The sequence below is a fragment of the Variovorax sp. GW821-FHT10C12 genome, from assembly GCF_059415405.1.
On the sequence record NZ_JBWKNE010000003.1, the window covers coordinates 481056 to 504251 of the forward strand.

The 23196-nt window shown below is 67.8% G+C and carries 20 protein-coding genes; 14 read left to right on the top strand and 6 right to left on the bottom strand.

Going from position 1 to position 23196, the window contains the following annotated elements; translation table 11 throughout:
* The first annotated feature begins 2 nt into the window (after positions 1–2).
* Together pgi and AC07OH_RS18735 are read left to right on the top strand one after the other, a co-directional pair.
* A complete protein-coding gene (gene pgi, locus AC07OH_RS18730) occupies positions 3–1556 on the top strand; it encodes a glucose-6-phosphate isomerase (protein ID WP_495301706.1) in 1554 nt (517 codons plus the stop codon).
* Between the two features lie 173 nt (positions 1557–1729).
* Positions 1730–2062, top strand: a complete 333-nt coding sequence (locus AC07OH_RS18735) for a DUF805 domain-containing protein (protein WP_495301707.1) — start codon at positions 1730–1732, stop codon at positions 2060–2062.
* Positions 2063–2121: 59 nt separating this feature from the next.
* Here AC07OH_RS18735 and AC07OH_RS18740 read toward each other — a convergent pair whose 3' ends face one another.
* Positions 2122–3186 (bottom strand): 4-hydroxythreonine-4-phosphate dehydrogenase PdxA, encoded by a 1065-nt coding sequence (locus tag AC07OH_RS18740; protein WP_495301708.1) that lies wholly within the window; start codon positions 3184–3186, stop codon positions 2122–2124.
* A gap of 38 nt (positions 3187–3224) precedes the next feature.
* Positions 3225–4205: a Bug family tripartite tricarboxylate transporter substrate binding protein gene (locus AC07OH_RS18745; protein ID WP_495301709.1), complete on the bottom strand. Its 981-nt coding sequence runs from the start codon at positions 4203–4205 to the stop codon at positions 3225–3227.
* 93 nt (positions 4206–4298) lie between these two features.
* Between AC07OH_RS18745 and AC07OH_RS18750 the strand changes: the two genes are divergently transcribed.
* From AC07OH_RS18750 to xylB, 11 genes are all read left to right on the top strand, one after another.
* Positions 4299–5240, top strand: a complete 942-nt coding sequence (locus tag AC07OH_RS18750; protein WP_495301710.1) for a LysR family transcriptional regulator — start codon at positions 4299–4301, stop codon at positions 5238–5240.
* A 176-nt stretch (positions 5241–5416) separates the two neighbouring features.
* On the top strand, positions 5417–6727 hold the full coding sequence (locus tag AC07OH_RS18755; protein WP_062472668.1) for an ABC transporter substrate-binding protein: 1311 nt from the start codon (positions 5417–5419) through the stop codon (positions 6725–6727).
* 58 nt (positions 6728–6785) lie between these two features.
* Complete coding sequence (locus AC07OH_RS18760) at positions 6786–7643, top strand: carbohydrate ABC transporter permease (protein WP_062472670.1); 858 nt, start codon at positions 6786–6788, stop codon at positions 7641–7643.
* 10 nt (positions 7644–7653) lie between these two features.
* A complete protein-coding gene (locus tag AC07OH_RS18765; protein WP_013539656.1) occupies positions 7654–8478 on the top strand; it encodes a carbohydrate ABC transporter permease in 825 nt (274 codons plus the stop codon).
* 17 nt (positions 8479–8495) lie between these two features.
* Positions 8496–9533, top strand: coding sequence for an ABC transporter ATP-binding protein (locus AC07OH_RS18770; protein ID WP_062472672.1), 1038 nt, complete (start codon positions 8496–8498; stop codon positions 9531–9533).
* A gap of 90 nt (positions 9534–9623) precedes the next feature.
* Positions 9624–11003 (top strand): D-arabinitol 4-dehydrogenase, encoded by a 1380-nt coding sequence (dalD, locus tag AC07OH_RS18775; protein WP_495301791.1) that lies wholly within the window; start codon positions 9624–9626, stop codon positions 11001–11003.
* Positions 11000–11788, top strand: a complete 789-nt coding sequence (locus AC07OH_RS18780; protein WP_495301711.1) for an L-iditol 2-dehydrogenase — start codon at positions 11000–11002, stop codon at positions 11786–11788. Before dalD ends, AC07OH_RS18780 begins: the two co-directional genes overlap by 4 nt.
* 14 nt (positions 11789–11802) lie before the next feature.
* Positions 11803–12474, top strand: a complete 672-nt coding sequence (locus AC07OH_RS18785) for a transaldolase family protein (RefSeq protein ID WP_495301712.1) — start codon at positions 11803–11805, stop codon at positions 12472–12474.
* A 23-nt stretch (positions 12475–12497) separates the two neighbouring features.
* A complete protein-coding gene (locus AC07OH_RS18790) occupies positions 12498–13466 on the top strand; it encodes a carbohydrate kinase family protein (protein ID WP_495301713.1) in 969 nt (322 codons plus the stop codon).
* Positions 13467–13481: 15 nt separating this feature from the next.
* Positions 13482–14423: an AraC family transcriptional regulator gene (locus AC07OH_RS18795; RefSeq protein WP_062471853.1), complete on the top strand. Its 942-nt coding sequence runs from the start codon at positions 13482–13484 to the stop codon at positions 14421–14423.
* A gap of 52 nt (positions 14424–14475) precedes the next feature.
* Complete coding sequence (xylB, locus tag AC07OH_RS18800) at positions 14476–15942, top strand: xylulokinase (protein WP_495301714.1); 1467 nt, start codon at positions 14476–14478, stop codon at positions 15940–15942.
* Between the two features lie 162 nt (positions 15943–16104).
* On the opposite strand, the gene groL is transcribed toward xylB, so the two are convergent.
* Positions 16105–17757: a chaperonin GroEL gene (groL, locus tag AC07OH_RS18805; protein ID WP_489059035.1), complete on the bottom strand. Its 1653-nt coding sequence runs from the start codon at positions 17755–17757 to the stop codon at positions 16105–16107.
* 56 nt (positions 17758–17813) lie between these two features.
* Positions 17814–18104, bottom strand: a complete 291-nt coding sequence (locus AC07OH_RS18810) for a co-chaperone GroES (RefSeq protein ID WP_056572926.1) — start codon at positions 18102–18104, stop codon at positions 17814–17816.
* A 416-nt stretch (positions 18105–18520) separates the two neighbouring features.
* Between AC07OH_RS18810 and AC07OH_RS18815 the strand changes: the two genes are divergently transcribed.
* A complete protein-coding gene (locus AC07OH_RS18815; RefSeq protein WP_495301715.1) occupies positions 18521–19012 on the top strand; it encodes a cupredoxin domain-containing protein in 492 nt (163 codons plus the stop codon).
* 51 nt (positions 19013–19063) lie between these two features.
* Here the strand turns inward: AC07OH_RS18815 and AC07OH_RS18820 are convergent, their stop codons facing one another.
* Complete coding sequence (locus AC07OH_RS18820; protein ID WP_495301716.1) at positions 19064–21241, bottom strand: TonB-dependent receptor; 2178 nt, start codon at positions 21239–21241, stop codon at positions 19064–19066.
* A gap of 253 nt (positions 21242–21494) precedes the next feature.
* Positions 21495–23087: a phospholipase D family protein gene (locus tag AC07OH_RS18825; protein ID WP_495301717.1), complete on the bottom strand. Its 1593-nt coding sequence runs from the start codon at positions 23085–23087 to the stop codon at positions 21495–21497.
* Between the last annotated feature and the right edge of the window lie 109 nt (positions 23088–23196).

Genomic DNA, 23196 nt, shown 5'->3' on the forward strand with positions numbered 1-23196 from the left:
ACATGACCATGACCCTGCGCTGTGACCGCGCGCCGGCCTGGGCGCAACTGCAGTCCAGCTTCGACACGGCCGGTCGCCAGTTCGACCTTCGCCATGCCTTCGTGGACGACGCCGGGCGCTTCGCGCGCTTCAGCCAGGAGGCGCCGCACGTCTTCGCCGACCTGTCGAAGAACCTGATCGACGCGCGTACCGAGGCGCTGCTGTTCACGCTGGCGCGCGAATGCGGCCTCGAAGCCCACCGCGACGCCATGTTCGCGGGCGCGCACATCAACAACACCGAAGACCGCGCCGTGCTGCACACGCTGCTGCGCGCACCGGCCAACGCAGCCACCGGCCGCCAGACGGCCCACGAGCTGCGCGAAGTGCATGCCACGCTCGACGCCATGCTGGCCTACGCCGAGCAGGTGCGCAGCGACCACACGATCACCGACGTGGTCAACATCGGCATCGGCGGCTCCGACCTCGGCCCGCAGATGGCCGTGCTGGCGCTCGCAGAGTTCGTGGCGCCGGGCAAGCGCTTTCACTTCGTCTCGAACGTCGACGGCCACGAGCTGGCGGGCGTGCTCAAGGGCCTGGCGCCCGAGCACACGCTGTTCCTGGTCGCCTCCAAGACCTTCACCACGGCCGAGACGATGACCAACGCGCGCTCGGCCAAGCGCTGGTACGAGCAGTCGGGCGGCACCGACATCGCCGGCCATTTCGCCGCGCTCACCACCAACGTCGAGGCCGCGAAGCAGTTCGGCATCGACACCACCTTCGGCTTCTGGGACTGGGTGGGCGGCCGCTATTCGCTGTGGTCGGCCATCGGCCTGCCGATCGCGCTGGCCATCGGTGCCGACGGCTTTCGCCGGCTGCTGGCGGGCGCGCATGCGATGGACGAGCACTTCCGCACCGCGCCGCTCGAGCAGAACCTGCCCGTGCGCCTGGGCCTGCTCGACGTCTGGTACCGCAACTTCCATCGCTTCACGAGCCGCAGCATCGCGCCGTACCACAGCGCCCTGAAGCGCGTGCCGGCCTACCTGCAGCAGCTCGAGATGGAAAGCAACGGCAAGCAGGTCGATGCGAGCGGCGCGCCGCTGGCCTTCGGCACCTCGCCTGTGCTCTGGGGCGAGCCCGGCACCAACGGCCAGCACGCCTACTTCCAGATGCTGCACCAGGGCACCGACGTGATCCCGCTCGAGTTCATGGCGGTGCGCGACGCCTCGCACGACCTCGACGGCCACCACCCCAAGCTGCTGGCCAACGCGCTCGCACAGGCGCAGGCGCTGATGGTCGGCAAGCTCGACGAAGGCGGCCACAAGAACTTCCCGGGCAACCGGCCGAGCACCTTCTTCGTGTTCGAGAAGCTCACGCCCGAGGCGCTGGGCGCCTTCCTCGCGATGTATGAGCACCGCGTGTTCACCAGCGGCGCGCTGTGGGGCATCAACAGCTTCGACCAGTGGGGCGTGGAGCTCGGCAAGGTGCTGGCGCGTGACATCGAGCCGCGCCTGGCCTCGGGCGATGTCTCGGGGCTCGATGCCTCCACGGCCGGCCTGCTGCAACGGCTGAGCACCTGACGGCACACGTCACCGCAAGGCTTGCGAGCCTTGGCCAAAGGCTCTATCCACTAGGCCTTTAGGCCATTGGTTTGCAGCGCGGTGGCCGGTTTGGCCGAGTTTGTCGTTGCACAGTGCGCCGATATGATGGCCCCGGGGAAATTTCCCTGGGATTCATCAAGAGGAGCGAGTCAATGGACTTTCAAACAGCGGTCAAGACGTGCATCGCCAAGTACACCGACTTCAGCGGTCGTGCGTCGCGTTCGGAGTTCTGGTGGTTTTTTCTGGCCCAGTTCGGGGTGCTCATCATCACCGGCCTGATCCATCAATACGTGTATTTCATCGCAGCGCTGGGCTTGCTTCTGCCCGCACTCGCCGTGGGTGCGCGTCGCCTGCACGACATCGGCAAGAGCGGCTGGTTCTTGCTGCTGTCGATCATCCCGCTGATCAATCTCGTGCTGATCTATTTCTTCGTTCAGCCGACGCAGCCTGAGAGCAACGCTTACGGCGAACCGCCGAGCGCCTGAGCTTTTTTCCTTCGAAGGGCCGCACACGCGGCCCTCTTTCTTTTGGGGCGCCCGGTGGCTCAGGCCACTGCCACCTCGACGGACGCAGGTGCAGCAGGCGCGCCGCTTGCCATGCGCACGCACAGGTCGAAGGCCTGCTGCAGCCCTTCGATCTGCGCCACGCCCTGGCCGGCAATGTCGAAGGCGCTGCCGCTGGCCGAGGTGGCCACGGGCACGGGCAGGCCGCCGTGCAAGGTCACGCCCTGTTCGAAGCCCATGAGCTTCATCGCGATCTGGCCCTGGTCGTGGTACATCGACACCACCGCATCGACATCGCCGCGCCGCGCGCCGATGAACACGGTGTCGGGCGAGAACGGGCCGCGCGCGTCGTGGCCTTCGGCGCGCAGCTGTTCGATGGCGGGCGCGATGATCTCGATCTCTTCCATGCCGATCGAGCCGCCGTCGCCCGCGTGCGGGTTGAGCCCGGTCACGGCGATGCGCGGCTGGGCCACGCCGGCGCGGCGCAGCGCCGACGCGATGATCTTCACGGCGTCGCGCACGCCCTCCACCGTGATGTGCCGCGCCACGTCCTTCAGCGGAATGTGCGAGGTCACGCGCGAGGTCCACAGCGATCCGGTGAGGTTGAACTCGCAGACGAAGCCCGTGACCGCGAAGCGCTCCTGCATGTAGCGCAGTTCGTCCTCGTGCACGAGGCCGCCCAGGCGCAGCGAATGCTTGTTGAGCGGCGCGAAGAGGATCGCGTCGGCCTGGCCGTTGCGCACGGCCTGCGTGGCCAGCTCCAGCGCTTCGAACGAAGCCCGGCCCGAGCGCTCGTTCGACTCGCCGAGCACCGGTTGCTCACCCGCCATCCAGTCGCGCACGAGGAGGCTCGGGCGGCCGTCCTCGAAGCGCAGGCTGTCGAGGGTGTTCACCTGCAGCGGCGCCAGCTTCGCGCCCGCCACGCGCTCGCCCGCGGCCAGCACGACGGGGTCGGCGATCAGCAGCACGCGCGCGGCGTCGAGGTTGCGCTGGCGCGCGAGCAGCTTCACGGCCATCTCGGGGCCGACGCCGCTGGGATCGCCGAGCAAAACGGCGATGCGGGGTTTGGCGGAGGTCACGCGCGGGGAGGAGGAGGGGATGGGCATGGTCGATGTCTGAGAAAAAAGGAAGGGGAAGGTCGGCCTCACTCGGCCTTGATGCGCGCGTCGCGCACGAGCCGGCCGTAGTGGTCGAACTCCTGCCGGTTCATCGCCGCGAAGGGTTCGCCGGTCAGCGTGCCGGGCTCGCCGCCCAAGGCCTTGATGCGCGACTGCACGTCCGCCAGGCCCATCGTGCGCGTGAGTTCGGCGCTCAGCCGTTCGACCGCCGGACGCGGCGTGCCGGCCGTCACGTACAGGCCGTACCAGGTCGACACGTCGGCGCCCTTGATGCCTTGCTCGGCCAGCGTGGGCACGTCGGGCAGCTCGGGCGAGCGCTGCGGCGCGCTCACGGCCAGCGCGCGGAACTTGCCGGCGCGGATCTGGCCCATGGCCGAGGAGGTGCTGTCGAACATCATCTCGACCTCGCCCGAGATGATGTCGATGTGCGCCTGCGAGCTGCCCTTGTAGGGCACGTGGATCGAGGTCATGCCCGTGGCCAGGTTGAAGGCTTCGCCGCCCACGTGCTGCGTGCTGCCGATGCCTGACGACGCGTACTTGAAGCCGCCGGGCTTCGCGGCCATCGCGGCCAGCAGGTCCTTCACCGACTTGTAGGGCGAGCTGGCCGACACCACCAGCACGTTGGGCATCACGGCCACGAGGCCGATGGGTTGCAGGTCTTTCAGCGGGTCGTACTTGAGCTTGAGGATGTGCGGCGCCACGGCCTGCGCCGTGTTGGTGGCCAGCAGCAGCGTGGCGCCGTCGGCCGGCGCGCGGGCCGTGAGTTCGCCGGCGATGGTGTTCGATGCGCCGGGGCGGTTCTCCACCGTCACGGGCTGCTTGAGCACGGGCGCGAACTTGTCGGCCAGCACGCGCGCGAGGATGTCGGTGCCGCCGCCGGGCGAGGCGCCGACCAGGATGCGCAGCGGCTTGTCGGGGTAGGCCGGCTGCGCACCCGCGTTCAGGCAGGCGGCCAGCGCCAGCAGCGCCGCCAGGCCGGCACCGCGGGCCAGGGGAAAGAGGGTCATCGCGTCGTCTCCTGCTTGTTATGGCCCCGAGCCTACGGAGCTTCGGTCGCGCGATCCAATCGAAAAAGGCCGAAGCTCCATATACTTTTGTGCATGAAACCCGGCCTCACCGACGCCTCGCTGATGCTGCATGTGAGGCCGCGCCAGCTGCTTTTGCTGGCCCGGCTCGACGCACACCGCCACCTCGGCCGCGCGGCCGAGGCCATGAACATCAGCCAGCCGGCCGCCACCAAGCTGCTGCAGCAGCTGGAGGAGTCGCTCGGCGAACAGCTCTTCGAGCGCCTGGCGCGCGGCATGGCGCCCACGCCCTACGGCGAGATCCTGATCCGCTACGCCCACCGCGTGCTCAGCGACTTCGGCACCGCGCGCGAGGAAATGCTCGCGCTGCGTTCCGGCCTGAGCGGTGCGCTGCGCGTGGGCAGCGTGCCGGGCGCGGTGCCCGAGCTGCTGGCGCCGGCGCTGGTCGAATACCACCTGCGCCATCCGCAGGTGGCCGTGTCGGTGGTGGTCGAGACCAGCGACCTGATGCAGGCGCAGCTGGAGCAGGGCGACGTCGACCTCGTGCTGGGCCGCCTCACCGACGGCCACGACGAGGCGAAGTACGCGAGCGTGCCGCTGCTGGGCGAGTCGCAGGTGGTCGTGGTGCGCGCGGCGCACCCGGTGTTCGAGCGCGCGGCCACGGTCACGCTGGCCGAGATGGCGAACTGGTCGTGGGTGCTGCAGCCGCCGGGCTCGCCGCAGCGCGGGCGCTTCGAGGCGGCGATGCGCGAGGCGGGCATCCAGGCGCGGCTGGACATCATCGAAACGGCATCGCCCATCGCCATCACGGCGCTGCTGGAGAACTCCGACATGGCCGCCGTCATGCCCGCTTCGCAGGCCAGCCACTACGCCCGCCTGGGCGTGCTGCGCACCGTGCCGGTGGAGTTGCCGGTGCGCGTGCCGCCGATCTGCCTGATCACCCGGGAGGATCGCGCGCTGTCGCCGGCCGCCGCGCAGTTCCGGCGCCAGCTGCTGGGCGGCGGCGGGCATGCATGAGAACTTCAGACAGACAGTTTTCCATCCTGAATTGCATCAATTAGGGATTTCACTAGCCAACTGGTGCATGAGAGTACTGGTGGCGACTCTCGAAATACCAAAACTGCAAGCGCGTTTCTCCAGAATCCGGGCACGGCGACCACGATACCGAGGCGTCGCTCACCCAAGGAGACACCATGAAGCGCTTTCTGAAAGCGGGCCTCGCCCTCGCACTCATCGGCACGGGCCTTGTGTCCCACGCCGCCACCGAACTCGTGATCGCAACCGTCAACAACGGCCACATGATCGAGATGCAGAAGCTCACGCCCTTCTTCGAGAAGGCGAACCCCGACATCAAGCTCAAGTGGGTCACGCTCGAGGAAGGCACGCTGCGCCAGCGCGTGACCACCGACATCGCCACCAAGGGCGGCCAGTTCGATGTGATGACCATCGGCCTGTACGAAGCGCCGATCTGGTCGAAGAAGGGCTGGCTGCAGCCCATCGCCACCGATGCCGCCTACGACGCCGACGACCTGCTGCCCGCCATCCGCGCCGGCCTGTCGCACGAAGGCAAGCTGTACGCCGCGCCGTTCTACGGCGAGAGCTCGATGCTCATGTACCGCAAGGACCTGGCCGACAAGGTCGGCTTCAAGATGCCCGAGCAGCCCACCTGGGCGCAGGTGAAGGAGCTGGCCGGCAAGATCCACGACCCCAAGGGCGGCCTGTACGGCATGTGCCTGCGCGGCAAGCCGGGCTGGGGCGACAACATGGCCTTCCTGACCACGCTGGTCAACACGAACGGCGGCCAGTGGTTCGACATGCAGTGGAAGCCGCAGATCGACACCAAGCCCTGGAAGGACGCGATCGGCTTCTACGTCGACCTCATGAAGGCCTACGGCCCGCCGGGCGCCTCGGCCAACAGCTTCAACGAGAACCTGGCGCTGTTCAACGAAGGCAAGTGCGGCATGTGGGTGGACGCGACCATCGCGGCCTCGTTCATCAGCGACCCCAAGCAGTCGAAAGTGGCCGACAAGGTGGCCTTCGCGCAAGCACCCGTCGCCGTGACGCCGAAGGGCGCGAACTGGCTGTGGACCTGGAACCTCGCCATTCCCGCCAGCTCGACCAAGGGCGCCGCCGCGCAGACCTTCGTGAAGTGGGCGACCTCCAAGGAGTACGTCAACCTCGTGGCCAAGGAACACGGCTGGGGCACGGTGCCCACCGGCACGCGCAAGTCGACCTACGCGAACCCCGAGTTCCAGAAGGTCGCCAAGTTCGCCGCCGCCGAGAAGAAGGCCATCGACAGCGCCAACCTCAGCGACAGCACCCTGCCCAAGTCGCCGTACGTCGGTGTGCAGTACGCGGCCATTCCCGAGTTCCAGGCCATCGGCGTGGCGGTGGGCCAGCAGATGAGCGCGGCACTGTCGGGCAAGGTCACGGTCGACCAGGCGCTGAAGACCTCGCAGCTCGCCGCCGAGCGCGAGATGAAGAAAGCGGGCTACTACAAGTAAGCCGCGCTTCTTCCCCTCTCCCCGCGGGGAGAGGGCCGCAGCCTGAGAGGAACAGACCATGAAAAGACTCCTGCCCCGCGCCCTCATGGCGCCCGCCGTGCTCACGCTCTTCCTCTGGATGATCGTGCCGCTGCTGATGACGTTGTACTTCTCGTTCGTGAACTACAACCTCATGCAGCCCGGCGAACGCACGTTCGCGGGCCTCGAGAACTTTCACTACTTTGTCACCGACCCCGACTTCTGGCCGGCCACGTGGAACACGCTGCTGCTCATCGGCAGCGTGATCGTCATCACGGTGGTGTTCGGTGTGCTGCTCGCGCTCCTGGTGAACGAGCCCTTCCCGGGCCGCGGCATCGTGCGCGTGCTGCTGATCTCGCCCTTCTTCGTCATGCCCGCAGTGAACGCGCTGCTGTGGAAGCACATGATGATGAACCCCATCTACGGCATCCTGGCCGACGTGTGGCGCTTCTTCGGCGCGCAGCCGGTCGACTGGCTCACCGACGTGCCGCTGTTCTCCGTGATCATCATGGTGGCGTGGCAGTGGCTGCCTTTTGCCTGCCTGATCTTCATCACCTCGCTGCAGTCGCTCGACCGCGAGCAGATGGAAGCGGCGCGCATGGACGGCGCCAGTTCATTTCAGCGCTTCTTCTATCTCACCATTCCGCACCTGGGCCGCCCGATGGCCGTGGTGATCATGATCGAGATGATCTTTCTGCTCAGCGTGTTCGCCGAGATCGCCATCACCACCAACGGTGGCCCGGGCAACGAGAGCACGAACATGACCTACATGATCTTCAAGCAGTCGCTCATGAACTTCGACGTGGGCGTGGCCTCCGCCGGTGCGCTGTTCGCGGTGGTGCTGGCGAACATCGTCGCGGTGTTCCTGATCCGCATCATCGGCAAGAACCTGGATTGAAGGAACGACCATGCAACCCAGCAACTTCCTTCCCCAGCTGCTGCGCACCGTCGGTGCGTGGGCCGTGGCGCTGCTTCTGTTCTTCCCGCTCGGCTGGCTGTTTCTCACCGCCTTCAAGACGGAGTTGCAGGCGATCCATGTGCCGCCGCTGTTCATCTTCGAGCCCACGCTCGACAACTTCGGCGAAGTGCAGCGCCGCAGCGACTACCTGCTGTACGCGCGCAACTCGCTCATCACCAGCCTGGGCTCGACGATTCTCGGCCTGCTGATCGCCGCGCCCGCCGCGTACTCGATGGCGTTCTTTCGCACGAAGAAGACGCGCGACATCCTCATGTGGATGCTCTCCACCAAGATGATGCCGGCCGTCGGTGCGCTGGTGCCGATCTACGTGCTCGCGCAGACCGCCGGCATGCTGGACTCGCTCACCGCGCTCACCATCGTGTTCACGCTGTCGAACCTGCCGATCATGGTGTGGATGCTCTACAGCGCCTACAAGGACATTCCGAACGAGATCCTCGAAGCCGCGCGCATGGACGGCGCGAGCCTGTGGACCGAGTTCCGCCATGTCGTGATGCCGCTGTCGGTCGGCGGGCTCGCATCGACCGGCCTCCTGTGCCTGGTGCTGAGCTGGAACGAAGCCTTCTGGGCGCTCAACCTCACCTCCGCCAAGGCCGGCACGCTGGCCACGCTCATCGCGTCGTACTCCAGCCCCGAAGGCCTGTTCTGGGCCAAGTTGTCGGCCGCCTCGCTGATGGCCATCGCGCCCATCGTCGTGTTCGGCTGGTTCAGCCAGAAGCAGCTCGTCCAAGGCCTGACCTTCGGCGCCGTCAAGTAAAGAAAGGGAGACATCTCATGGCCTACCTCGAACTCAAGAACATCAAGAAGAGCTTTGGCGACGTCCACATCATCAAGGGCGTCGACCTGCAGATCCAGAAGGGCGAGTTCATCGTCTTCGTCGGGCCCTCGGGCTGCGGCAAGTCGACGCTGCTGCGGCTGATCGCAGGGCTCGAACCGATCACCAGCGGCAACCTGCTGCTCGACAGCAAGGACATCACCTGGACGCCCTCGGGCAAGCGCGACCTGGCGATGGTGTTCCAGAGCTACGCGCTGTACCCGCACATGAGCGTGTACGACAACATGTCCTTCGCGCTGAAGCTCGCGGGCGTGGCCAAGGACGAGATCAGGACCAAGGTCGAGTACGCGGCCAAGACGCTGAACCTCACGCAGTACCTGGACCGCACGCCCAAGGACCTGTCGGGCGGCCAGCGCCAGCGCGTGGCCATCGGCCGGGCGATCGTGCGCGCGCCCAAGGTGTTCCTCTTCGACGAGCCGCTGTCGAACCTCGATGCGGCGCTGCGCGGCAACACGCGCGTCGAGATCCACAAGCTGCACCGCGCGCTCGGCGCCACCACCATCTACGTCACGCACGACCAGGTCGAGGCCATGACGCTGGCCGACCGCGTGGTGGTGCTGAAAGACGGCCTCATCGAACAGGTCGGCACGCCCCTCGAACTCTACGACCGCCCGGCCAACCAGTTCGTCGCGCAGTTCATCGGCATGCCGTCGATGAACATGGTGGCGGCGAGCGCCATCCCGAGTTTTTCCGCCGCCACCGGCGGGCGCCTGCCCAGCGACGGCTTCCTGGGCGTGCGCCCCGAAGGCCTGCGTGTGCATCCGAAGCAGGGTGCGGCCGCCGGCGTGCCGGGCCGCGTCGAGCTCATCGAGGCGCTGGGCGCCGACACGCTGATCCACGTGGATGTGGGCGGCGTGCCGCTCATCGCGCGCCAGAACGAACGCACGCCGTTGCAGGCCGGCGATGACGTGGCGGTCGAGCTCGACCCGTCCGTGCTGCACCTGTTCAGCCGCGAAGGCCGCGCCGTCGCCGCCTGATCCGACGACCCTTACTTTCAACGGACCTTCCCCGTGACCCTCGCAGCAGCGGGCCTCGTGCCCACCCCACCGGCGCCTTCGGAATTCACGGTGCTTCACCTCGGCCTCGGCTCGTTCCACCGCGCCCACCAGGCCGTCTACCTGCAGCGGCTGATCGATGCGGGCGACGCCCGTTGGTCGCTGTCGGGTGCCAACATCCGGCCCGACATGGCCGAGGTCGTCGCGGCATTGCAGGCCCAGGGCGGACGCTACACGCTCGAGACGGTGTCGCCCGCGGGCGAGTACCGCTACGAGCAGATCGAAGCCATCCGCGAGGTGCTGCCCTACGAGCCCTCGCTGGCCCCGGTGATCGCGCGCGGTGCGGCGCCGTCCACGCGCATCGTCTCCTTCACCGTGACCGAAGCGGGCTACTACCTCGACACCAAGGGCAAGCTCGACCTGTCGTTCGCCGACCTCGCGGCCGACATCGAACGCGCGCGGCGCGGCGAGGCCGGCGAGACGATCTACGGCGCGGTCTGCGCGATCCTGCGGGCACGGCGCGCCGCGCAGGCGGGCCCCGTGACGCTGCTGAACTGCGACAACCTGCGTCACAACGGCGATCGCTTTCGCGCGGGCCTGCTCGAGTTCATCGCGCTGGTCGGCGACGCGCCGCTGCAGGCCTGGGTCGATGCCAACACCCGCTGCCCGAACGCGATGGTCGACCGCATCACGCCGCGCCCGCCGCCCGAGCTGCGCGCGCGCGTGCGCGCCGCCACGGGCCGTGACGACGGCGCGGCGGTCACGGGCGAGAGCTTCATCCAGTGGGTGATCGAAGACGACTTCATTGCCGGCCGGCCCGACTGGGGGCGCGTCGGCGTGGAGCTGGTCGACTCGGTGCAGCCGTATGAGGAAGCCAAGATCCGCATCCTCAACGCCACGCACAGCTGCATCGCCTGGGCCGGCACGCTGGCGGGGCTGGGCTTCATCCACGAAGGCACGCACGACGCGGCCATCCGCCGCATGGCCTTCGACTACGTGACCGACGACGTCATCCCGTGCCTGAGCCCGAGCCCGATCGACCTCGCGGCCTACCGCGACGTGGTGCTCGACCGCTTCGGCAACCCCGCGATCCGCGACACCAACCAGCGCGTGGCGGCCGACGGCTTCTCGAAGATCCCGGGCTTCATCGCGCCGACCGTGCGCGAGCGCCTGGCGGCCGGGCAGCGCATCGACAGCGTGGCGATGCTGCCCGCGCTGTTCCTCGCGTTCCTGCAGCGCTGGCACCGGGGCACGCTGCCCTACGCCTACCAGGACCAGGGCATGGACGACGCCGCCGCGCACGCCATCTGCGACGCGGCCGACCCCATGGCGGCACTGTGCGCCGATGCCGGGCTGTGGGGCAGCCTCGCGGGCGATGCGCGGCTGGTCGATGCGGTGCGCCGTGCCGGCGAGCGCGTGGCGCGCTTCATCGAAGAGAAGGCCGCGCCATGAGCGGCCGCCTGCAGGACCGCCATGTGCTGCTGACCGGCGCGGGTGGCGGCATCGGCCTGGCCGTGGCCGAGGCCTGCATCGCAGAGGGCGCGTGCTGCAGCGTGATCGACCGCGCGACCGCCGCGCCCGAGGCCGTGCGCGCGCTGCAGCAAGCCCACCCCGACGCGCTCGCCTACATCGCGGCCGACGTGACCGACACGCAGGCCATCGCGCACATGCTGGCCGAGGCGCAGGTCGCCTTCGGTCCCGTCCACACGCTGTTCAACAACGCCGCCGTGTTCGACCTCGCACCGCTGCTCGACAGTGACGAGGCCTCGTTCGACAAGCTCTTCGCGGTCAACGTGAAGGGCATGTTCTTCGTGATGCAGGCCGTGCTGCGCCACATGGTCGAGGCCGGCACGCCGGGCGCGTCGGTCATCAACATGGCTTCGCAGGCCGGGCGCCGCGGCGAGGCGCTGGTGTCGCACTACTGCGCGACCAAGGCGGCCGTCATCAGCTACACGCAGAGCGCCGCGCTGGCCATGGCGCCGCACGGCATCCGCGTCAACGGCATCGCCCCCGGTGTGGTCGACACGCCGATGTGGGACCATGTCGACAGCCTGTTCGCCAAGGCCGAGGGGCTGGCGCCGGGCGAGAAGAAGCGGCGTGTCGGCCTCGCGGTGCCGCTCGGGCGCATGGGCGTGCCGGACGACATTGCAGGGGCGGCGGTGTTTCTCGCCAGCGACGAGGCGCGCTACATCACGGCGCAGACCCTCAATGTCGATGGCGGCAATGTCATGAGCTGAACCCCCTCTTTCGCATGAACGACGATTTCCATCTGTACCTCGACAGCGCCGACCTGGCCGAACTGCAGGCTTGCCTGCCGCACCCGGTGGTGCACGGTGTGACGACCAACCCGACGCTGCTGCAGCGTGCGGGCGTGGGCCGCGCCGATGTGCCCGACCTGCTGAAACGTTGCATCGACCTGGGCGCGCGCCAGGTGCAGGCCCAGGTGTATTCGAGCGAGGTCGACGGCATGCTGGAAGACGCCGCCGTCCTGCTGCCGCAGTTCGACCCTGGCCAGCTCGTCATCAAGATTCCCGCCACGCGCCAGGGCCTGGACGCCGGCGCGCGGCTCATCGCCCAGGGTGTGCCTGTGACGTGGACCGCCGTGTACGCGCCCGAACAGGCGCACTTCGCCGCGCAACTGGGCGCGGCCTATGCGGCGCCGTACCTCGGCCGGCTCGAAGACGCCGGCATCGACGGGCTGGCGCTCATCGCGCAGATGCAGTCGCTGGTGGCGCAGCGGCCTTCTTCGGGTACGCGGCTGCTGGTGGCGAGCATCCGTTCGCGCGCGGCGTACCTGGCGCTGCTCGGGCTGGGCGTGGGCGCCATCACCATTCCGCCGCGCCTCTTTGCCGAGCTGCTCGACCATCCCGCCACCCTGGCTGCCGAAGCGGGTTTCCTGGCCGACGCCCGCGCCTTGCCCTGACAGAAGAAGAAAATCCAAGCACCATGCGCATTGCACTCACGGGCGAGGCCCTGATCGATTTCACCGCCAGCGAAGGCGGCACTCTGGCGTTCCTCGGCCATGAAGGCGGCTCGCCGCTGAACACGGCCGTGGCCTGCGCGCGGCTGGGGCAGCCGACCGGCTTTCTCACGCAGCTGTCCACCGACCTGTTCGGCGAGCGGCTGATGGCCTTTCTCGAACGCAACGGCGTCGACACCCGGCTCATTTTGCGCAGCGGCGCGCCGTCGACGCTGGCCTTTGTCGAGCGCACGCCGCAGACCAACCGCTACGCCTTCTACACACGCGGCAGCGCCGACGCCACCTGGGCGCCCGAGCCGCTGCCGCAGCTGCCGGCGGAATGCCGCTTCCTGCACTTCGGCTCGATCTCGCTGCTGCAGGAGCCGGCGTCGTCACGCATCGCCGACCTCGTGGCCGCCCACACGGGGCGCTGCGTGATCGTGTTCGACCCCAACGTGCGGCCCAGTCTGATCCCGGACATGGCCGCCTACCGCGCCCGCGTCAGCGAGTGGTTCGCCATGGCCGACCTGGTCAAGCTCAGCGACGAAGACGCCGCGCTGCTCGCCCCCGGGCGACCGGTCGATGTGCTCGCGGCCGAGTGCCTCACCGCTGGGGCGCGCGCTGTGATCGTCACGCGCGGCGGCGCCGGTGCCACGCTGTGGCGCACCGGCAGCGCGCCGCTCACCGTGGCCGCGCCGCGTGTCGAGGTGGTCGACACCATCGGCGCGGGCGACACCTTCACCGCTGGGCTGTCGGTGGCGCTGCTGGCGCATGGCGTCGAGCACCCGGCGCAACTGGCCGAACTCGGCGACGACGCCTGGCGCGCCGTGATGCGTTTCGCTGCCACCGCCGCGGCCCTGAACTGCACCCGCGAGGGCGCCGATCCACCGACGCTGGAAGCCGTTCGCACGGCGCTTTCGCAGGAAGACAACGAGGCCGTCGCTTCCCGGCCCTGATCGACCCGTGCCGCCATGACCACGACCACCCGCAAACGCGCGATCCCGCGTCAACGCCAACCCGAGCTGGAGCGCGACTTCGCACGCTCTCCGTCGCTGGGCTACGAGGCTCCGGAAGAAACCGGCCTGGTGCGCTGTCTCGCGCACGGCTTTCCAAGCCCGCTGGTGCGATGGCACTTCCATGAAGACTACGAGCTGCACCTGATCACCGAGACCTCGGGCAAGGCCTTCATCGGCGACTGGATCGGGCCGTTCCAGCCCGGCCACCTCGTGCTGTGCGGGCCGCGCCTGCCGCACAACTGGATATCGCTCGATGTGCCCGAAGAAGGCGCCGCCGGGCGCGACCGCGTGATCCAGTTCCGCCACGAGCCCATCGAGCGCGCAGCCGCCGAGATTCCCGAACTGCGCGACGTGATGCCGCTGCTCGACCGCGCGCGCCACGGCATCGAGTTCTTCGGCATGTCGGCGCAGGCGCTGGCGCACTGGGACGCCATCAAGGCCGCGCGCGGCGTGCGCCGCCTGGGCCTGTTCTGCGAGTTCATGGCCGACCTGGCCCAGTGCACCGACTACCGGCTGCTGTCGAGCGTGCAGATGCAGGGCGTGCAGGGCAGCGACGGCGATGCGCAGGTCGACCAGATCAACGACATCGTGAACCGCATCACCAACAACATGACCGACTCGATCTCGATGTCGGACGTGGCCGCCGAGCTGGGCATGAGCGAGAGCCGCTTCAGCCGCTTCTTCCGCCGCTCGACGGGCAACAGCTTCACCGACTTCGTGAACCGCGTGCGCATCAACAGCGCCTGCCACCTGCTGATGCAGACCGACCACTACGTGACCGACATCTGTTACCAGGTGGGCTTCAACAACGTGGCCAACTTCAACCGGCGCTTTCTCGAAATCAAGGGCATGACGCCGAGCGAGTTCAGGCGCCAGGCCGACACGCGCTTCGGCTGACTTCTTTCAAGGCGAACGCGCCCGCTCCGAAGGCGCCATCAGGGAGACCATCTTGTATCTGGGACTCGACCTCGGCACGTCCGAGCTCAAGGCATTGCTGCTCGCGGACGATCACCGCATCGTCGGCGTGGCACGCGCGCCGCTCACGGTCGACCGGCCGCAACCGCTGTGGTCGGAACAGGCGCCCGCCCAATGGTGGCGGGCGCTCGACACGGTCATGGCCGAACTGCGCACAGCGCATGCCGAGGCGTTGTCGCAGGTGCGCGCCATCGGCCTCTCGGGCCAGATGCACGGCGCCACGCTGCTCGACGCGGCAGGCGAGGTGCTGCGCCCGGCCATTCTCTGGAACGACGGCCGCAGTGGCGCGCAGTGCGAGGCGCTCACGCGCGCCGTGCCACGCCTGGGCGAGATCGCCGGCAACCTCGCGATGCCCGGCTTCACTGCGCCCAAGCTGCTGTGGGTGCGCGAGCACGAGCCCGAGGTCTTCGCCCGCGTGGCGCGCGTGCTGCTGCCGAAGGACTGGCTGCGCTTCATGCTCAGCGGCGAGGCGGTCAGCGAGATGTCCGACGCGGCCGGCACGCTGTGGCTCGACGTGGGCGCGCGCGACTGGTCCGACGAACTGCTCGCCGCCACGGGGCTTACGCGCGATCACATGCCGCGGCTGGTCGAAGGCAGTGAAGTCTCCGCGCTGCTCAAGCCGGAACTGGCGGCGCGCTGGGGACTGCGCGAGGGCGTGAAGATCGCCGGCGGCGCGGGCGACAACGCCGCCAGCGCGGTCGGCATGGGGCTCGTGGAACCGGGGCAGGGCTTCGTCTCGCTCGGCACCTCGGGCGTGGTGTTCGTCTCGACCGATCGCTTCCTGCCGAATCCCGCGCAGGCAATGCACGCCTTCTGCCATGCGCTGCCGAAGCGCTGGCACCAGATGTCGGTGATGCTCTCCGCCGCGAGTGCGGTGAGTTGGGCAGCCAAGACTTTCAAGTTCGCGGACGAGGCGGCGTTGCTCGAAGCGGCGGCGTCGGTTGCGTTGGCGGACCGGGCGCGTTGCCCGCTGTTCCTGCCCTACCTGTCGGGCGAGCGTTCACCGCACAACAACCCGAATGCGCAGGGCACGTTGTTCGGCCTGACGCATGCACATGGCCCCGCAGAGATCGCTTATGCCGTGGTCGAGGGCGTGAGCTTCGGCCTGCGCGATGGCTTCGACACGCTGCGCCTGCCAGCAGACATGCCGCTGCGCGAAGTCGCGCTCGTGGGCGGTGGTGCGCGCAGTGTCTGGTGGGGGCAGTTGCTGGCCGACATCTTCCAGGTGCCGCTGACGCTGTATGCGGGCAGCGAAACCGGCGGTGCGCTTGGCGCAGCGCGCCTCGCATGGCTTGCCGATGGTGGCGCGGTGGCAGAGGTTTGCACGTTACCGCCGGTCAAGCAGCAACTGGTGCCTTCGTCCGAAGGGGCCGACGGACACAGGACGCGGCATGCTCGCTTCCAGGTACTCTACATGGCGCTGCGCGATCAATTCCGATAGAAGACGCAATACCGAACGCCCATAGAAAAAGCCCCGCCGAAGCGGGGCTTTTTCATTTCGCGAAACACCGCGGAACCGGCTTTGCCGGGCCGCAGGTGTTGCCCCCGGTAGGGGCTTGGCGTAGCGGACACGAAGTGCCGCGCAGCCTGGGGGCGAGCGAAATTACATGCCCATGCCGCCCATGCCGCCCATGCCACCCATGTCAGGCATGCCGCCGCCACCGCCGGCTTCGTCCTTCGGAGCGTCAGCGATCATGGCTTCGGTCGTCAGCAGCAGCGAGGACACCGAAGCGGCGTTCTGCAGTGCGGTGCGGGTGACCTTCGTCGGGTCTAGGATGCCCAGCTCGAGCATGTCGCCGTACGTGTCGTTCGCAGCGTTGAAGCCGTAGTTGCCCTTGCCGGCCAACACAGCGTTCACCACCACCGAGGCTTCGCCGCCGGCGTTGTTCACGATTTCGCGCAGGGGCGCTTCGATGGCCTTCAGCACCAGCTTGATGCCGGCTTCCTGGTCGGCGTTGTCGCCCTTGACCGAGTCGCCCACAGCTTGCTTGGCACGCAGCAGAGCCACGCCGCCGCCAGCCACAACGCCTTCTTCCACTGCAGCGCGGGTGGCGTGCAGGGCGTCTTCGACGCGAGCCTTCTTTTCCTTCATTTCGACTTCGGTGGCAGCGCCAACCTTGATCACTGCCACGCCGCCGGCCAGCTTGGCCACGCGCTCTTGCAGCTTTTCACGGTCGTAGTCGCTGGTCGCTTCTTCGATCTGAACGCGAACTTGCTTCACGCGGGCTTCGATGTCACCGGCAGCGCCAGCGCCGTCGATGATGATCGTGTTTTCCTTGCCCACTTCGATGCGCTTGGCTTGACCCAGGTCGGCCAGCGTCACCTTTTCGAGCGTCAGGCCCACTTCTTCAGCGATGACCTTGCCGCCCGTCAGGATGGCGATGTCTTCCAGCATGGCCTTGCGGCGGTCGCCGAAGCCAGGAGCCTTCACAGCCACAACCTTCAGGATGCCGCGGATCGTGTTCACGACCAGCGTAGCCAGGGCTTCGCCTTCGACTTCTTCGGCAATGATCAGCAGCGGACGGCCGGCCTTGGCGACTTGCTCCAGCACCGGCAGCAGGTCACGGATGTTGCTGATCTTCTTGTCGAACAGCAGCACGAAGGGGTTGTCGAGCAGCGCCGATTGCTTCTCGGGGTTGTTGATGAAGTAGGGCGACAGGTAGCCGCGGTCGAACTGCATGCCTTCGACGACGTCGAGTTCGCTGTCCAGCGACTTGCCGTCTTCCACGGTGATCACGCCTTCCTTGCCGACCTTGTCCATCGCGTCAGCGATGAGCTTGCCGATGGTTTCGTCGCTGTTGGCCGAGATGGAGCCGACTTGCGCGATTTCCTTGGAGGTGGTGGTGGGCTTGGAAGCCTTCTTCAGCTCGGCGACCAGGGCCGTGACAGCCTTGTCGATGCCGCGCTTCAGGTCCATCGGGTTCATGCCGGCAGCCACCAGCTTGAAACCTTCGCGAACGATGGCTTGGGCCAGGACCGTGGCGGTCGTGGTGCCGTCACCAGCGTTGTCGCTGGTCTTGGAGGCCACTTCCTTCACGAGCTGGGCGCCCATGTTCTGCAGCTTGTCCTTCAGTTCGATTTCCTTGGCCACGGACACACCGTCCTTGGTCACGGTGGGGGCGCCGAACGAACGCTCGAGCACCACGTTGCGGCCCTTGGGGCCCAGGGTCACTTTGACTGCGTTGGCCAGGATGTTGACACCCTCGACCATGCGTGCGCGGGCTTCGCCGCCGAAGACTACGTCTTTTGCTGCCATGATGAATTAACTCCGAATGGATTGAATTGGGATGAGATCGAAAGAGAGGAGAAGAATTACTTCTCGACGACTGCGAACAGGTCGTCTTCCTTCATCACGAGCAGTTCGTCGCCATCGACCTTGACGGTCTGGCCGCTGTACTTGCCGAACAGGACGCGGTCGCCGACCTTGACGGTCAGTGCGGCCAGTTCGCCCTTGTCGTTGCGCTTGCCCGGGCCCACGGCCAGGACTTCACCCTGATCGGGCTTTTCGGCGGCTGCGTCGGGGATGACGATGCCGGAGGCGGTCTTGGTTTCGCTGTCAACACGCTTGACGATCACGCGATCGGCCAAAGGACGAAGTTTCATTGCATCTCCTGGAAGGGTAAGAAACGGGTTTGTTTGTGGTCGGGCGCCGGAGAAACCGGCGACCTGTCGACTGGATGGGAGGGCTGTTAGCACTCGTCAGCAGCGAGTGCTAATCATAAGGGCATTCGATGACCTTTCAAGAGCGTGGCCCTTGCCCTCGTCTCGCACGGCGGTGCTTTTCCGGGGAAACCCCGGGCTGCCGGGTGCCATCGGTCGGAACGTTTGGGGTTCTTTTGTCCGGGTGAAATGAAACCGCTCAGACCCCTGCAGAGGCCGCGCGCGGATTGCTTCTTTGTAATCCACGTGATCGGCGATTGACGGGGCGGGCTTCCTAGAGTCGCGGCACGCCAGCACGCAGCACCGGATGGATGCGCGCGCAGGCCGCCCGATCCACCCTTCCAATCTCCAAGGACACCATGGCTCTCACCTTCCGCAACACCGTTTTCGCTGCCTTGGCCGCACTGGCCGCGGCCGGCGCTTCCGCCTCGGGCACCCATGCCGGTGGCCACGACCACGATGCCGAAGCCGCCGTCGGCAAGCCCGGGGTGGCTGCCAAGGTGACGCGCACGGTCCAGGTCGACATGACGGATTCGATGCGCTTCACGCCGGCGGACATCAAGGTCAAGCAGGGGGAGACGGTGCGCTTCGTCGTCAAGAACTCGGGTGTCCTGAAGCACGAGCTTGTGCTCGGGACCGAGAAGGCGCTCAAGGCGCACTACGACGCGATGAAGAAGAACCCCGAGATGGAGCACGCCGATCCGAACATGGTCACGCTGGCCGCAGGCAAGACCGGCGAGATCGTCTGGCAGTTCACGCAGGCCGGCAAGGTCGATTTCGGCTGCCTGCAGCCAGGCCACTACGACGCCGGGATGAAGGGCGCGGTGCTGGTGGGCAAGGCCGGCAAGTAAAGCAAGAAGCAAGAGGCGGCCGCATGCCGGCCACGCAGCCGCCCGGCACGCTCAGAACTTCGCGCGCAGCGTCAGCTGCACCTCGCGCCCCGGTCCCGGCAGGATCAGGTTGTCCACGCTGCCGTGGGCCGAGACGTAGTACTTGCGGTTCGCGATGTTCTTCAGGTTCAGCGCGATCTCGTAGCGCTCGGTCTTGTAGCTGGCCGCGAGGTCGGCGGTCAGGTACGAGGGCAGCGTGACAAGGTTGCTCAGCGACGCATAGCGCGCGCTGACGTAGTTCAGGCCGCCGCCGGCGCTGAAGCCGTGGCCGAGGTCCTTCATGGCCCACACGAAGGCCGAGTGGCGCGGCGTGAGCGCGGCGGTCTTGCCCTGCACCGGGATCGCGGCGCCCACGGGCAGCTGCAGCGAACTCACGGTGGCGAGCGACTTGGTCATCTTCGCGTCGAGGTAGGCATAGCCTGCGCTCACGTCCCAGCGGCCCGGCAGGCGGCCGTTGAGCGCAAGCTCCAGGCCGTTGGTGCGCTGCGTGCCGACGTTGATCTGGCGGCGCGGGTTGTTCGGGTCGGTGTTCTTGATGCCCGAGCGTTCCAGGTTGAACAGCGCGGTCGTGAGGTTCAGGCCGCCGTCGAGCAGGTCGAACTTGGCGCCGATTTCCTTGTTGACGGTGATCTCGGGCGCGTTGTCGATGTTGCCGGTGGACAGCGCGAAGTTCTCGCCCGAGGGCTGGAACGAGCGGCTGTACGACACGTAGTACGACTGCACCGTGTCGGGCTGCCACACCACGCCGGCGCGCGGGCTGAACCTGCGGTCGGTGCGTTCCAGCGGCGCGAGCTTGCGCTCGAAGCTGGTGTCCTGCTTGAACACGTCGTAGCGCCCGCCGATCAGCGCCTTCCAGTGCGGCGCCAGCGTGATCTGGTCCTGGACGTACACGGCCGCGGTCTTGAACTCGCTGTTGCTCGGGATCGCGCCGTCGGCGAGGTAGGTGGCCAGCGGGATCGGCAGCGGGTCCACCACCGGGCTGAACAGGTTCACGCGCTGCGCGCCCGTGGCGGAAGACACGCTGAACAGGCGCTTGCGCTGCACGCCGAACTCGGCGCCGACCAGCCACTCCTGCTTGAAGCCGCCGATGTCGTTGCGCCAGGTCAGGTCGGTCTGGTTGAACCAGCCGCTCTCGTCGCGCTCGACGATGCCGCGCGTGCGGCCCACCGTCAGGCGCACCGGGTCGGTGGTGCCGCTGGGCAGCGTGTTGTTGCGGTCCAGGTGGTAGCTGGAATAGCGCGTGGTGTTGCGCAGGCTCAGCGCGTCGCTGAAGCGGTGATTCAGCGTGGCGGTGAAGGTCTGCACCTTGCTGGTCACGGTGTCGTCGCGCTTGCCGTGCGCGGAGCCGTAATACGCGCCGATGGGCACGTCGACCGGGCGCCCGTTGAGTGCCGGAATGCCGAAGTCGGTGAGGCGCTGGTCGCGCAGGTTGGTGTACTGCAGCAGCAGGTCGGTCTGCGGGCTGAACTTGATCGCCAGCGAAGGCGCGATGTTGTGGCGATCGGTGAACTGCTGGTCGCGGTAGCTGTCCGACTGCTCGCCGGCCACGTTCAGGCGGAAGGCCATGTTCTCGCCGATGGGCGTGTTCAGGTCGATCGTGCTGCGCGTGTAGTGGTGGCTGCCCAGGCCCAGCGAGACCTCGCCGAAGCGGCGCTCGAACACGGGCTTCTTGGTCACGCGGTTGATCAGGCCGCCCGAGGAGCCGCGGCCGTAGAGCACGGCGGCCGGGCCCTTGAGCACCTCGATGCGCTCGGTGTCCGAGAGGTCGCGAAAGTACAGCGCGTCGTCGCGCACGCCGTCGACGAACCAGTCGGAGATGCCGCTGAAGCCGCGGATCACGACCTGGTCGCGCTGGCCGTCGCCGTGGTTGAAGCTCACGCCCGGCACGTTGCGCAGGGCGTCCTGCATCGACACGGCGCCCTGGTCGCGCAGCAGCTGTTCGGGCAGCACGTTCACGGCCTGCGGCACGTCGCGCAGCGGCGCGCTGCCCTTGGTGGCGGTGCTGGTGGCGGCGGGGGCGTAGCCCTTGTCGTCCTCGGCGCTGACGGTGACTTCCTTCAGGGTCGAGGCGGTGGTCTGCGCCAGCGCGACGCCGCTCAGCGACGCAAGGGCGGCGCCGGCCAGCAGCGAAAAGGGCCACAGCGGGCGCGAGGGAGAGGCGGTGCGGTAGGCGCGGGAAGAGGGCTTCATGTTGTCCAGTTTTTTTAAGGCGGCACCACGCACGGCGGGCCGCGCACGCACACGCACCGCCCGTCGTCCATGCGACGAAGGGCGATGTCGTGCCTTGCCTTGAAAAAATCTGGGTGAGGCGGGGGCCGCGCGGACGGAAGCTCCGTCGGCGGCACCCCTGGGTGACGGCCGCTGGACGCGGCGGACTGAATTGTAAAGTTCTAGATGCGAGCTGTTCGCATTTGTGGTGCGGATGCGACGTGCGGCCGTCGGCTCACAGCTGGTCGGTCGGCACGAACCACGAGAACAGCAGCAGCTGCAATCGCGTGAGCATGCTGGAGTCGGGCTCGCTATCGAGCACCTCGTTGTGCACGTCACCGGTGCCGATCCACTGCACGTTCTGGCCGTCCGGCTTGAGCACGACGCGGTACACGCCTTCCATGTCGTCCAGCTGGTAGGCGAAGAGCAGCGCCTGCGTGAGCTCGAAGCTGCGCACGCGCACGCCGAACTCGGTGTTCAACAGGGCCGAGCGCGGGTCGAGGTTCATCGAGCCGAGCAGCACCCACTGGCGGTCGACCAGCGCCAGCTTGGCGTGCAGGCGTCCGCGCGCCTTCTTGAGCAGGCTGCGGAACTGGCCGCTGCGCTTGAGCTGCTGCGTGCTCACCTCGTACAGGTTCACGCCCAGCTTGAGCATGTCGACGCGGTAGCGGTTGTAGTTGATGTTCACCAGCGGCTCGTCGCTGTCGGCCAGCGAGTTGGTGACCACGGTGATGTTCAGGCCGTGGTCGCGGCCCATGCGGATGCGCTCCATGCCCTCGTCGCCGGGAATGAAGTAGGGCGAGATCACCACCACGTTCGACTTCGCGGCGCCCAGCATCTCGTGGAAGCGCTGCGCCAGCGACTCCTGCGGGCGCGCCATCGTGCCCAGGGCCTTGTTCGGGCTGTCGGCGGTGGCGGCGGCCTCGGCGCGGATCCAGCGCGTCTCGCCGATGTTGTCCAGCTGCGCGCCCAGCGGCAGGTCGCCCAGCAGGTCGGTGGCGGCCAGCGGGTCGGGCATCGGCGCAAAGGCGGGCGAGGTCGCGGCGTCGAAGGCGGCCTTGAGCTCGTCGGGCGTGAGCGTCGTGCCGGCCATGCGCTGCAGCGGGTAGACCACGTCGCTGTTCCAGTAGGTGTCGAAGATCCCGGCCGACTGCGGCACCACCGGGCCGGCCAGCAGCAGCTCGAAGTCGATGAAGTTGGCGCTGTCGCTGCGCAGGAAGTACTCGTCCGCGAGGTTGCGCCCGCCGGCGATGGCCAGGGCCCCGTCGGCGATGAACAGCTTGTTGTGCATGCGGTGGTTGAGCCGCCGGAAATCGCCGAAGAACTCCAGCCAGCGCATCGACGAATGGTCGCGGGCGTTCACGAAGGGGTTGAACAGCCGCACCTGCGCGTTGGGCTCGGCGGCCAGCCCGAGCAGCAGGCGGTCCATGCCCGCCGTGTAGAAATCGTCGAGCAGCAGGCGCACGCGCACGCCGCGCCGGGCGGCGTCGCGCAGTTCGCGCAGCAGCAGGCGGCCGGTCTTGTCGTTGCCGAGCTGGTAGGTCTGCACGTCGAGCGAGGCCCGGGCGCGGCGGATGAGCTCCAGCCGTGCATCGAGCGCGAACGAGGCCTCGATCAGCGGCCGCATGCTCGAGAGCCCGTCGGGCGGTGAATCGAGGCTGGCGGCGGCGCGGCCGAGCGGGGTGGCGGCCGAGGCGGGAATGGCGATCGAGGGCGGCCCGTCGGGCAGGCGCGGCGGCAGGCCGGCGCAGCCGGTGAGCACCAGCACGGCCAGCATCAGCGCCGGGCCGCGCAGCGCAGGAAACAACGAGGCGAGGAGCTTGAGCATGGGGCCTGTCAGCGCACGGAAACGGCGTGCGGGCGGGATCGTAGCTCGGCTGGTGCGGGCGTCCGCGGCGGTTTTGCAACGCTTCGCCCCCGTCTGCTGGAAAACCCGG

Bases quoted from the DNA above. Each gene is read 5' to 3' on its own strand.
- AC07OH_RS18760 (WP_062472670.1), top strand. From the start codon at position 6,786: ATGAAAAGACTCCTGCCCCGCGCCCTCATGGCGCCCGCCGTGCTCACG.
- AC07OH_RS18780 (WP_495301711.1), top strand. From the start codon at position 11,000: ATGAGCGGCCGCCTGCAGGACCGCCATGTGCTGCTGACCGGCGCGGGT.
- AC07OH_RS18735 (WP_495301707.1), top strand. From the start codon at position 1,730: ATGGACTTTCAAACAGCGGTCAAGACGTGCATCGCCAAGTACACCGAC.
- AC07OH_RS18790 (WP_495301713.1), top strand. From the start codon at position 12,498: ATGCGCATTGCACTCACGGGCGAGGCCCTGATCGATTTCACCGCCAGC.
- AC07OH_RS18785 (WP_495301712.1), top strand. From the start codon at position 11,803: ATGAACGACGATTTCCATCTGTACCTCGACAGCGCCGACCTGGCCGAA.
- AC07OH_RS18815 (WP_495301715.1), top strand. From the start codon at position 18,521: ATGGCTCTCACCTTCCGCAACACCGTTTTCGCTGCCTTGGCCGCACTG.
- AC07OH_RS18825 (WP_495301717.1), bottom strand. From the start codon at position 23,087: ATGCTCAAGCTCCTCGCCTCGTTGTTTCCTGCGCTGCGCGGCCCGGCG.
- AC07OH_RS18770 (WP_062472672.1), top strand. From the start codon at position 8,496: ATGGCCTACCTCGAACTCAAGAACATCAAGAAGAGCTTTGGCGACGTC.
- pgi (WP_495301706.1), top strand. From the start codon at position 3: ATGACCATGACCCTGCGCTGTGACCGCGCGCCGGCCTGGGCGCAACTG.
- AC07OH_RS18745 (WP_495301709.1), bottom strand. From the start codon at position 4,205: ATGACCCTCTTTCCCCTGGCCCGCGGTGCCGGCCTGGCGGCGCTGCTG.
- AC07OH_RS18755 (WP_062472668.1), top strand. From the start codon at position 5,417: ATGAAGCGCTTTCTGAAAGCGGGCCTCGCCCTCGCACTCATCGGCACG.
- AC07OH_RS18750 (WP_495301710.1), top strand. From the start codon at position 4,299: ATGAAACCCGGCCTCACCGACGCCTCGCTGATGCTGCATGTGAGGCCG.
- groL (WP_489059035.1), bottom strand. From the start codon at position 17,757: ATGGCAGCAAAAGACGTAGTCTTCGGCGGCGAAGCCCGCGCACGCATG.
- AC07OH_RS18820 (WP_495301716.1), bottom strand. From the start codon at position 21,241: ATGAAGCCCTCTTCCCGCGCCTACCGCACCGCCTCTCCCTCGCGCCCG.
- AC07OH_RS18810 (WP_056572926.1), bottom strand. From the start codon at position 18,104: ATGAAACTTCGTCCTTTGGCCGATCGCGTGATCGTCAAGCGTGTTGAC.
- AC07OH_RS18765 (WP_013539656.1), top strand. From the start codon at position 7,654: ATGCAACCCAGCAACTTCCTTCCCCAGCTGCTGCGCACCGTCGGTGCG.
- AC07OH_RS18795 (WP_062471853.1), top strand. From the start codon at position 13,482: ATGACCACGACCACCCGCAAACGCGCGATCCCGCGTCAACGCCAACCC.
- AC07OH_RS18740 (WP_495301708.1), bottom strand. From the start codon at position 3,186: ATGCCCATCCCCTCCTCCTCCCCGCGCGTGACCTCCGCCAAACCCCGC.